This window comes from Raineyella fluvialis, assembly GCF_009646095.1.
In the GTDB taxonomy this organism is placed as follows: Bacteria; Actinomycetota; Actinomycetes; order Propionibacteriales; family Propionibacteriaceae; genus Raineyella; species Raineyella fluvialis.
The window spans coordinates 712,618-723,141 of record NZ_CP045725.1 but is presented as its reverse complement, the minus strand read 5'-3'; the positions used below and the strand labels follow the sequence as shown (position 1 = coordinate 723,141).

The 10,524-nt window shown below is 68.6% G+C and carries 8 protein-coding genes; 7 read left to right on the top strand and 1 reads right to left on the bottom strand.

Annotation, left to right across the window (positions count from 1 at the left end):
• The first annotated feature begins 25 nt into the window (after positions 1-25).
• The gene (locus tag Rai3103_RS03290) at positions 26-802 is read left to right on the top strand and encodes an enoyl-CoA hydratase (RefSeq protein ID WP_228489128.1); all 777 of its coding nucleotides are present in this window, start codon (positions 26-28) and stop codon (positions 800-802) included.
• A gap of 67 nt (positions 803-869) precedes the next feature.
• On the opposite strand, the gene Rai3103_RS03285 is transcribed toward Rai3103_RS03290, so the two are convergent.
• Positions 870-2,264, bottom strand: a complete 1,395-nt coding sequence (locus tag Rai3103_RS03285; protein WP_153571379.1) for an MFS transporter — start codon at positions 2,262-2,264, stop codon at positions 870-872.
• Positions 2,265-2,694: 430 nt separating this feature from the next.
• Here Rai3103_RS03285 and Rai3103_RS03280 point away from each other — a divergent pair, with 430 nt between their 5' ends.
• From Rai3103_RS03280 to Rai3103_RS03255, 6 genes are all read left to right on the top strand, one after another.
• Positions 2,695-3,915, top strand: coding sequence for a branched-chain amino acid ABC transporter substrate-binding protein (locus Rai3103_RS03280; protein WP_228489127.1), 1,221 nt, complete (start codon positions 2,695-2,697; stop codon positions 3,913-3,915).
• A gap of 110 nt (positions 3,916-4,025) precedes the next feature.
• The gene (locus Rai3103_RS03275) at positions 4,026-4,988 is read left to right on the top strand and encodes a branched-chain amino acid ABC transporter permease (protein WP_228489126.1); all 963 of its coding nucleotides are present in this window, start codon (positions 4,026-4,028) and stop codon (positions 4,986-4,988) included.
• Entirely contained in the window at positions 4,985-6,718 is a 1,734-nt protein-coding gene (locus Rai3103_RS03270; protein ID WP_228489125.1) for a branched-chain amino acid ABC transporter permease, read from the top strand. The genes Rai3103_RS03275 and Rai3103_RS03270 overlap by 4 nt, the downstream gene beginning before the upstream one ends.
• Positions 6,715-7,509, top strand: coding sequence for an ABC transporter ATP-binding protein (locus Rai3103_RS03265; protein WP_153571377.1), 795 nt, complete (start codon positions 6,715-6,717; stop codon positions 7,507-7,509). Before Rai3103_RS03270 ends, Rai3103_RS03265 begins: the two co-directional genes overlap by 4 nt.
• A complete protein-coding gene (locus Rai3103_RS03260; RefSeq protein WP_153571376.1) occupies positions 7,502-8,227 on the top strand; it encodes an ABC transporter ATP-binding protein in 726 nt (241 codons plus the stop codon). The genes Rai3103_RS03265 and Rai3103_RS03260 overlap by 8 nt, the downstream gene beginning before the upstream one ends.
• 259 nt (positions 8,228-8,486) lie before the next feature.
• Positions 8,487-10,487 (top strand): OPT family oligopeptide transporter, encoded by a 2,001-nt coding sequence (locus Rai3103_RS03255; protein ID WP_194793246.1) that lies wholly within the window; start codon positions 8,487-8,489, stop codon positions 10,485-10,487.
• Positions 10,488-10,524: the final 37 nt, after the last annotated feature.

The window sequence follows — 10,524 nt, the reverse complement described above, 5'->3', positions numbered from 1 at the left end:
CACGTCGTCAGGAAGTGGGCCCGCCGTGACCGATCCGCACTACATCCTCGTCGAGACCCGGGGCCGGGTGGGTGTGATCACCCTGCACCGCCCCGGGGCACTCAATGCCCTCAGCATCGGGATGATGCACGAGGTGGTCGACGCCCTGCGTACGTTCGACGCGGACGAGGGGATCGGCTGCATTCTCCTCACCGGGTCGGAGCGTGCGTTCGCGGCCGGGGCCGACATCAAGGAGATGGCCGAGCGTTCCGCGACGGAGATGTTCCTGCGTGACTGGTTCGGTGACTGGGAGGGCTTGAACCGGGTCCGGACCCCGGTCGTCGCGGCTGTCGCCGGCTACGCGCTCGGCGGCGGCTGTGAACTGGCGATGATGTGCGACACCATCATCGCCGCCGACACCGCCATCTTCGGCCAGCCCGAGATCAACCTCGGCGTCCTGCCCGGGATGGGCGGCTCGCAGCGGCTGGCCCATGCCGTCGGCAAGGCCAAGGCGATGGACATGGTGCTCACCGGCCGGACGATGGACGCCGCCGAGGCCGAACGATCCGGGCTGGTCAGTCGTGTCGTGTCCGCCGACCAGCTGCTCGACGTCGCCCTCGAGGTCGCCACCACCATCGCCTCGAAATCCCGGGTCGCCACCTTGCTGGCGAAGGACGCAGTCAAGGCCGCCTTCGAGACGACGCTGGAGCAGGGGCTGCGGTACGAACGGCGGCTCTTCGAGTCCGCCTTCGCCTCCGAGGACCAGAAGGAGGGCATGGCGGCTTTCGTCGAGAAGCGCCCGCCCGAGTTCCGGCACCGCTGAGTCGCCGCCGGCACACGGACGGGCCGCCCCTTCAGGGACGGCCCGTTGCGCGTGGCGACAGGGTGGATCAGAGGGCAGCGGCCGCGGCGGCGTGGCGGCGCTCCAGCTCGGCCACGTTCTTGGCGACCAGCTTCTTGCCCAGCGGGTAGACGAAGAACAGGGCAGCGGCGACCGCGAGGTAGAGGATGCCGGGGACGAGCGTCGACAGCGAGTAGATGCCGTCCAGAGTCTGGGCCGACTGCTGTACCGCAGGCTGGCCCTTGGCGACGACCTGGTAACCGATCCAGCCCAGTGCCCAGCCGCCGATACCACCGGCGAGGGCCTGACCGACCTTGCGGGACCAGGAGTAGATGGCGTAGACGGTGCCGTCGTTGCGCTCGCCGGTGCGGACCTCCTGGTAGTCGATCACGTCGGTGATGAAGGCCCAGATGAGGTAGTTGAACGTGGCCAGGGCGAACTGCGCGACGGCGAAGAGGACGATGAAGGTGACCGGGCTCTTCTGCAGGTGGAGGAAGAAGGTGACGATGTTGATCACGCCGCAGAGGAGGGTCGTGACGACGCCGACCTCCTTCTTGCCGAACTTGTTCGACAGCCACGGTGCGATACCCAGCAGCAGCAGGGTCGGGGCCAGGCCGGCGAAGCCAGCGGCCGACTGCAGGCTCTTCGAGTTGAAGTAGTCGAGCCAGAGGTAGCCGGTCATCGCGCTGGTCAGCAGGTTGGCGACCAGGAGCAGCAGGGCGGCGAGAACGAGGCCGAGCAGACCGCGGTTGGTGAACAGGGAGCGGAGCGTCGTGCCGAAGCTCTCGCGCTCACCGACCTCCTTGGTCTGGGGCGTGACCCGCTCCTCGACGTTGGAGAAGCAGAGGAAGTAGAAGAGGACCGACAGCAGGGCGCAGGCGATCGCGGCCCAGGTCATCTTGTCGCCGTTCAGCACGGCCTTGGTGCCGACCTTGTCGTAGACGACCAGCGGGAGCACGACCTGGATCACCAGGATGGCGAGCGTGGCGCCGGTGGAGCGGAAGACGGAGAGCGCCGCGCGGTCCTCGGGCTTGTTGGAGATGACCGAGGCCATCGAGCCGTAAGGGATGTTGATCAGCGAGTAGAACAGCGAGCCCCACAGCGCGTACGACACGACCATCCAGGCGAGCCGGAGTCCGTAGCTGTGGAAGTCCCCGACGAAGGACATGTACATCAGGGCGGAGGACAGAGCGACCGGGATGGCGTAGCGCCGGATCCACGGGCGGAACTTGCCGAACTTGGTGGGCTTCGACAGGTCGACCCACCGGCCGACGGCCACGTCCACGAAGGCGTCGACCACGCGGACGACGAGGAAGAGCGTGCCGATGTGTGCCGGCTTGATGCCCACCACGTTGGTGTAGAAGAGCATGAAGAACATCATCTGCAGGATGAAGGAGAAGTCGTTGCCGAAGTCTCCGAACATGTAGCCGATCTTGTCCCTCATGCTGAAGGGGCGCTTCGCGGTGGGTTGGACGGTCCCGGGACCTCCGCCGCGCCGACTGCATTCTGCATGACTCACCTCGTTGTGTCAGTGCTGCTTGCGCCACCCGATCCATGCAGGGGACCGGGGGGCTTGGTGATTCGAGAGTGCCATCGCGGTCGAGCGCCATGAGAGCTGTTGCACGACGTTGCAGCGGGTGCGATAGCACTGCGGCGAAGGTGCGTTGCCGCGGGTCCCATGGAGCATCGGGTTGCCAGGAATTGCCGGCGGAGCGGGTCGTACGGTGCCGCCCGGGTAACAGTCTCGTTGCGCCCGCGGACGGAAACCGGGGCGACCCTGTGACGTAACACGAATGAGCGATTCGGCTCCTAGCGTTCCGGTCAACTGCAGGCCCAGAGCCTGCGGATCGGCACGATTGGGAGGGGAATCTACTGTGACCGAACGACGTCGTTTCCTTGCGCTGGGCATCTCAAGCCTGGTGATCGCCTCGCTCAGCCTCACCGCCTGCGGCACCCGGGCGAGTTCCGCCCCCGGTGACGCGGGCGCCAAGAAAGTCGTCAAGATCGGTGTGATCGCTCCGCTCTCGGGTGGCCTGTCCTCGATGGGCACCGGCATCCAGAACTCCGTCGACCTCGCCGTCAAGCAGGCGAACGCCAGCAACGCGCTGGCCGGATGGACGATCCAGATCGACGCCCAGGACGACCAGGCGTCGCCCGACGTCGGCAAGAACGCCGCCACGAAGCTGGCCGGCGACAAGGACGTCGTGGCCGTCGTCGGCCCGCTGAACTCGTCCGTCGGTCAGGCGATCCAGCCGATCCTCGACCCGTCGAAGATCCCGCTCGTCTCGCCGGCCAACACCAACCCGACGCTCACCCGCGGCGCCGAGGCGTCGACCAACCCGAAGCGTACGTACACCAGCTACTTCCGGACCTGCACGACGGACGCGATCCAGGGCCCGTTCGCCGCTCAGTACCTGCTCAACGCCGGCATCAAGAAGGTGGCGACGGTCCATGACAAGAAGGCGTACGGCCAGGGCCTGGTCACCGAGTTCACCAAGGCCTTCACCGCCGGCGGCGGCACCATCGTCGCCGCCGAGACAGTCAACCCGGACGACAAGGACTTCGCGGCCGTGATCGCCAAGATCAAGCCCACCGCCCCGCAGGCGCTCTACTACGGCGGCGAGCACCCGGTCAGCTCGCTGCTCACCAAGCAGATGAAGGACGCCGGCCTGAAGATCCCGCTGATGGGCGGCGACGGCATGTACGACCCGGCCTACATCACCAACGGCGGCTCGGCGACCGCCGGTGACCTGGTGACCTCGGTCGGCGCACCCGCCGAGTCGCTGCCTTCGGCGCAGCAGTTCGTCAGCGACTACAAGGCCGCCGGCTACTCCAGCGGCTACTCGACCTACGGCCTGTACGCGTACGACGCCGCCAACGCCATCATCAACGCACTCAAGGTCTCGCTGCCCACCGCGAGTGATGCCACGTCGGCTCGCGCCGCCACGGTCGATGCCCTCGGCAAGGTCAACTTCCAGGGCGCCAGCGGAAACGTCTCGTTCGACGAGTTCGGCGACAACAGGACCCGCGTCCTGACCGTCTACAAGGTCGAGAACGGCGCCTGGGTGGCGAACACGACCGACGAGGTCAAGTAGCCGGATCGGCCGACCACTCACTGATCTCCGCCTGCCGGGGGCGTGCCCACGGGCACATCCCCGGCAGGCCGGGCGCACCCTACGGCGACCCGCGGCCGCCGGGAAGGCACATGATGGACCTCTTCCTGCAACAACTCGTGAACGGGCTGTCCCTGGGCGCCCTCTACGCGCTCATCGCCGTCGGCTACACCGTCGTGTACGGGATCGTTCAACTGATCAACTTCGCCCACGGTGAGATCTTCATGGTCGGGGCGTTCGGCGCGTACACCACCTGGGTGGTGATCGGGCGGCCGACGGACCTCTCGCCGGGCGAGGCTCTCGGCGTGGTCCTGCCGCTGATGATCCTCGGGGGTGTCGCGGTCTCGGTGTCCGTCGCCCTGCTGATGGAGCGGCTCGCGTACCGGCCGCTGCGCGGCGCGCCTCGCCTCGCCCCCCTGATCACGGCGATCGGCATCTCCATCGCGCTGCAGGAGATCGTGCGCCTGTTCTTCGGACGACTGCCAGGATTTCCCGATTCGCGACAGAACGTCGCCTTCCCGAGCGTCCGCGGCATCTCCGGCGCGTCGACCAGGATCGGTGAGGTGCTGGTGCCCAACTCGGCCATCTTCACCCTCGTCGCCCTCGCGCTGTGCACCGCCTTCCTGTGGTTCTTCGTGAACCGGACGGCGATCGGACGCGCCATGCAGGCGACCAGCCAGGACCCCGACACGGCCAGGCTGATGGGCATCGATGTCGACCGGGTCATCGTCACCGCCTTCGGCCTCGGTGCGGTGCTCGCGGCCGTCGCCGGCGTCGCTCACGGGCTGCGCTACAACGCCATCGACTTCCAGATGGGCTTCATGGCCGGGATGAAGGCCTTCACCGCCGCGGTCCTCGGCGGCATCGGCAACATCAACGGCGCCGTCGTCGGCGGCCTGGTGCTCGGGGTGGCGGAATCGATGGCCACCACCTTCATCCCGGGCCAGTTCGGCGGCTCGGCCTGGAAGGACGTCTGGGCCTTCGCCATCCTGATCCTGGTGCTGGTCTTCCGGCCGCAGGGTCTGCTCGGCGCGAAGGTGGTGGACCGCGCATGATGACCACGACCACCCGGACAGCCCCGCCGCATCCCCCCGCCACCCTCCCATCCGGGCAGCGCCGGTCCCGGCGGGCCGCCGCCGGCCGCGTCACGGCCGTCGTCGGTGCGGTGCTGCTCATCGGCACCCCCTACCTCTCCTGGGCGTACGGCCGGGCCGCCCTCGACGACATGACGTACACCGGCGGCCCCTCGGGGCTGCAGTTCTTCTCCCTGATCGGCGGCGTCGTGCTGCTGGTCCTGCTGCTGGCACCGTTTCGCGCGCGGGTGAACGGGAACGGCGGCGCCCGGGCCGCTGCCATCGGGGCGACGGCGTACCTGGTCGTCATCATGGCGTCCATCGCCCTCGAACTCGGCGGCCTGGTCAACGTCGACCCGGGCGGCTGGCTGGCCCTGGCCGGGGCGGTCCTGGCCCTTGTCGGGACGCTCGTCCTGCCCGCGGGGCCGACCCCGACACTGCAGCGGGTGCGTTCCCCGCGGTGGCTGCAGATCCTCGGCATCGTCGCCGCGATGGCCGGTGTGCTCTTCGCCGCGGCGTACGGGCTGGGCCAGGACGACGGGGGAGCCTTCATCGCCTTCGCGGTGTTCCTCGGTGCGGCGGTCTACGTCACCCACGCGAGCGGCCTCCTCGGCTGGCTGGGCGCCGCCGCGGCCCGCAACAGGCAGGTCCTCGTCCTGTCCGCGTTCGTGGTGGCCTTCGCCTTCCCGTTCACGCAGCACGGGTCGGACGCCAACATGTCGATCGCCTCCCAGGTGCTGATCTTCGCTGCCACCGCGATGGGCCTCAACATCGTCGTCGGCCTCGCCGGTCTGCTCGACCTCGGCTACGTCGCCTTCCTCGGCGCCGGCGCGTTCACCGCCGCGACCCTGTCCACCTCCGCGTTCGCGACGATCAACTGGCACCCCCCGTTCCTTGTGGTGGTGCTCATCTCCGGCGCGATCTCCGCGACCCTCGGCCTGATCATCGGTTCGCCGACGCTGCGTGTCTCCGGCGACTACCTGGCCATCGTGACCCTCGCCTTCGGAGAGATCTTCCGCATCACGATGAACAACCTCGACGGCCAGGACGGCCCGAACCTCACCCACGGCTCCAACGGCATCCCCGGCATCCCCAACCTCAACGTCCTCGGCTTCGACTTCGGTCAGCCGCACGCCATCCTCGGCGTGACGATCGGCCGCTTCTCGAACTACTACTGGCTGATGCTGCTGGTCATCGGGCTGATCATCCTGGTCTTCGGCAACCTCAACCACTCCCGGATCGGCCGCGGCTGGGTCGCCATCCGCGAGGACGAAAAGGCGGCCGAGGCGATGGGCGTCAACGTGTTCGGGCTGAAGCTGCTCGCCTTCGCGGGCGGCGCCTTCCTCGCCGGCGTCGCCGGTGCGGTGAAGGCGCACCAGGACGTCTCCGTCACCCCCGACCAGTACGTCTTCATGGAGTCCGCCTTCCTCGTCGCCGGCATCGTGCTCGGCGGCATGGGGACCGTCGGCGGTGTCGTGGTCGGCGCCTCGATCCTGAAGCTGCTGCCGGAGAAGCTGCGCTTCTTCCAGGACTACCGGCTGCTGATGTTCGGCATCCTGCTCGTGGTGATGATGCGAATCCGCCCGGAGGGCCTGATGCCGGACCAGCGCCGCCAACTCGAATTCCACGACGAGGACGAGGACATGGTCCCGTCGCCGGCCGGCGCACAGGCCGTCACCGGCCCGAGGATCCAGAGGAGGGAGCACCGATGACCGAGCCCCTGCTCGAGGCCCGCCGGGTGAGCATGCAGTTCGGCGGACTCACCGCGGTGAACCAGGTCGACCTCGCCGTCCACCCCGGCGAGATCGTCGGCCTGATCGGCCCGAACGGCGCCGGCAAGACCACGTTCTTCAACTGCCTGACGGGGATGTATCGGCCGACCTCGGGCGAGGTCCGGTTCGCCGGCGCGCTGCTACCGCCGAAGCCGCGGCGTGTCGCGATGGCCGGCGTCGCCCGTACGTTCCAGAACATCCGGCTCTTCCATAACATGACGGCACTGGAGAACGTCATGGTCGGCCGCTACTGCCGCACCCGGACCACTGCGCTCGACGCGGTCCTCCGCCTGCCCCGGCACCGGCGTGAGGAGGCCGAGACCCGCGCCCACGGGCTGCAGTGGCTGGAGTTCGTCGGGCTGGAGGGGGCCGTGGACGCGCTCGCCCGCAACCTGTCGTACGGTGACCAGCGGCGCCTGGAGATCGCCCGGGCACTCGCGACCGACCCACGGCTGCTGCTCCTCGACGAGCCGACCGCCGGGATGAACCCGCAGGAGACTCGCGAGGCCGAAGCCCTGATCACCCGGATCCGTTGGCTCGGCCTGGCGATCCTGGTCATCGAGCACGACATGCGGTTCATCTTCAGTCTCTGCGACCGGGTGACCTGCCTGGTCCGGGGCGAGGTGCTGGTCGAGGGCGACCCGGCCACCGTTCAGGGCGACCCCCGGGTGATCGAGGCCTACCTCGGGGCCCCGGTGGCCGGCGGACCGGAGGAGGGCGACCGTGCTTGAGATCAAGGACCTGGTGGTGGCGTACGGCCGTGTCCGGGCCGTCAAGGGGATCACGTTCACCGTGGAGGAGGGGCAGGTCGTCTGCCTGCTCGGCACCAACGGGGCCGGGAAGACCACCACGCTGCGGACGATCTCCGGGCTGGTCAGGCCGGTCAGCGGCACGATCACCTTCCGGGGTGAACGGATCGACCAACTGCCGGCCCACAAGGTCGTACGACGCGGCATCGCCCACAGCCCGGAGGGACGCCGGCTGTTCCAGCGGATGAGCGTCGAGGACAATCTGATGCTCGGCGCCTACATGCGGCGGGACGCGGCCGGCGTGCGGGCCGACATCGAGAGGGTGTACGGGCTGTTCCCGGTGCTGGGAGAGCGCCGCCACCAGGCGGCCGGACTGTTCTCCGGCGGGGAACAGCAGATGCTGGCGATCGGGCGGGCCCTGATGAGTCGGCCCAGCCTGCTGATGCTGGACGAGCCCTCGATGGGGCTGTCCCCGATCATGACCCGGACGATCATGGACACCATCGCCGAGCTCAAGTCGGGCGGGACCACCATCCTCCTGGTCGAGCAGAACGCCCGAGCCGCACTCGCACTGGCGGACCGTGGCTACGTGATGGAGGTGGGCTCGGTGGCCTTCACCGACACCGGCGAGGCCCTGATCGCAGACGAACGGGTGCGGCGGACCTACCTCGGGGTGGACGACGAAACCTACATGGGGTGACCGGTCTCATCGTCGATTCCAAGGCGGCGTATTCTCGGGGCGACGGAAACCATGCCCCTCAACGGGCGGAAGCGCAGGACCTTCTGCGTCTTTCGAATGGCAACGACGCCGTTCCCAACCGCCGCGCACCCGGCTCGGCGGAGGCGGGGCCGCCTCATCCGTGGACAGGGATGGCCGGACGTGCGTCCGGGGTCCCCTCGAACAGCGCAGTCACCACGGACGGCTGATTCGTCATGTCCTCAGAAAGTGCAGGTCTGTTTTGTCCACCACCACAACCACCACCCCCTCGCAGGAGACGTCCGTGCGAGAGCTGACCCTGCGCGGGGTCGTCATCGGGGGCCTGATCACCTTGGTGTTCACGGCGGCGAACGTCTACCTCGGCCTCAAGGTCGGCCTGACATTCGCCACCTCGATCCCCGCGGCGGTCATCTCCATGGCGATCCTGCGCTACTTCCGCAACCACTCGGTCCGCGAGAACAACATCGTCCAGACGATCGCGTCAGCAGCGGGCACCCTCTCGGCGATCATCTTCGTCCTGCCCGGCCTGATCATCGTCGGATGGTGGAGCGGGTTCCCGTACTGGACGACGGCCGCTCTGTGCGCGCTCGGCGGCATCCTCGGCGTGATGTACTCGATCCCGCTGCGGCGGGCTCTGGTCACCGGCTCCGACCTGCCCTACCCCGAGGGCGTCGCGGGAGCCGAGGTCCTGCGGGTCGGCGACACCAGTGAGGGCGCGGAGGAGAACAAGCGCGGCCTGCGGGTGATCGCGGTCGGGGGCCTGAGCGCTGCCGGGTTCTCGTTGCTGGCAGCCTTCAAGGCCCTGGCCAACAGCCTGACGACCGCCTTCCGTTTCGGCTCCGGCGGTTCGATCTTCGGTGCGAGTCTGTCGCTGGCCCTGATCGGGGTGGGCCATCTCGTCGGGCTGACCGTCGGTGTCGCGATGATCGTCGGCGTCCTGGTCTCGTACGGCGTCCTGCTGCCGGTGTTCTCCACTGGTCAGCTGTCCGCGGCCAGCAGCTTCTCCGCCGCGGTCCACCACGTGTTCTCCCACGATGTCCGGTTCATCGGCGCCGGCACCATCGCCGTCGCCGCCATCTGGACGCTGCTGAAGATCTCCGGACCGATCTTCCGCGGCATCGCCGAGGCGATCGGGACCCTGCGCACCCGCCGCTCCGGCGAGGGGCTGCCGCGGACCGAGCGGGACCTGTCGATCACCGTGGTCGGCGGCGTCACCCTGGCCTCGATGATCCCGATCGGCCTCATGCTGTGGCTCTTCGTCCGGGGGACCCCGCTGGCCACCAGTGCGGGCGGCCTGGTCACCGTCAGCATCATCTACGTGCTGCTCGTCGGCCTCGCCGTCGCCTCCGTCTGTGGCTACATGGCCGGCCTGATCGGTTCGTCGAACAGCCCGATCTCCGGTGTCGGCATCCTGATCATCCTGACCATCGCGCTGCTGATCCGGGCCGTGCACGGCAGCGCCGACCCGTCCCAGGTGCCGGCGCTGGTCGCCTACACCCTGTTCACCGCCGCCGTCGTCTTCGGCGTGGCGACCATCTCCAACGACAACCTGCAGGACCTCAAGACCGGCCAGCTCGTCGGATCCACCCCCTGGAAGCAGCAGGTCGCCCTGATCATCGGTGTGGTCTTCGGGTCGCTCATCATCCCGCCCGTGTTGCAGCTGATGCAGACCGGCTTCGGCTTCGCCGGCGCGCCCGGTGCCGGCCCCGACGCCTTGGCCGCCCCGCAGGCCTCGCTGATCTCCTCGCTCGCGCAGGGCGTCTTCGGCGGTTCGCTCGACTGGGGCCTGCTCGGCCTCGGTGCCGGGATCGGCGTCGTGGTCATCGTCATCGACGAGATCCTCGGGCGCACGACGCAGCACCTGCGCCTGCCACCGCTGGCCGTCGGCATGGGCATGTACCTGCCGATCGACCTCACCCTGATGATCCCGATCGGCGCCATCATCGGCCGGCTCTACGATTCCTGGGCCTCCCGGACGGCGAAGCCCGAACGGGCCAAGCGGCTCGGCGTCCTGCTGGCCACTGGCCTGATCGTCGGGGAGAGCCTGTTCGGCGTCGTGTTCGCCGGTATCGTCGCGGCGACGGGCGAGGAATCGCCGCTCGGTTTCGTCCCCGACAGCTTCGCCACCGCCGCCAACTGGCTCGGCGTGATCGTCTTCACCGCGATCGTGCTCGGCCTCTACCGGTGGACGCAGCGCCTGAGCGTTCGGGCCGACTCCGTCCCGGAGGCGGACGAGCGCTGAGTCGTCGACACTCACACCGTGAGGGCAAGGGCTCCCG

Coding starts and splice junctions, on each gene's coding strand:
- Rai3103_RS03265 (WP_153571377.1), top strand. CDS start 6,715: ATGACCGAGCCCCTGCTCGAGGCCCGCCGGGTGAGCATGCAGTTCGGC.
- Rai3103_RS03270 (WP_228489125.1), top strand. CDS start 4,985: ATGATGACCACGACCACCCGGACAGCCCCGCCGCATCCCCCCGCCACC.
- Rai3103_RS03275 (WP_228489126.1), top strand. CDS start 4,026: ATGATGGACCTCTTCCTGCAACAACTCGTGAACGGGCTGTCCCTGGGC.
- Rai3103_RS03285 (WP_153571379.1), bottom strand. CDS start 2,264: ATGAGGGACAAGATCGGCTACATGTTCGGAGACTTCGGCAACGACTTC.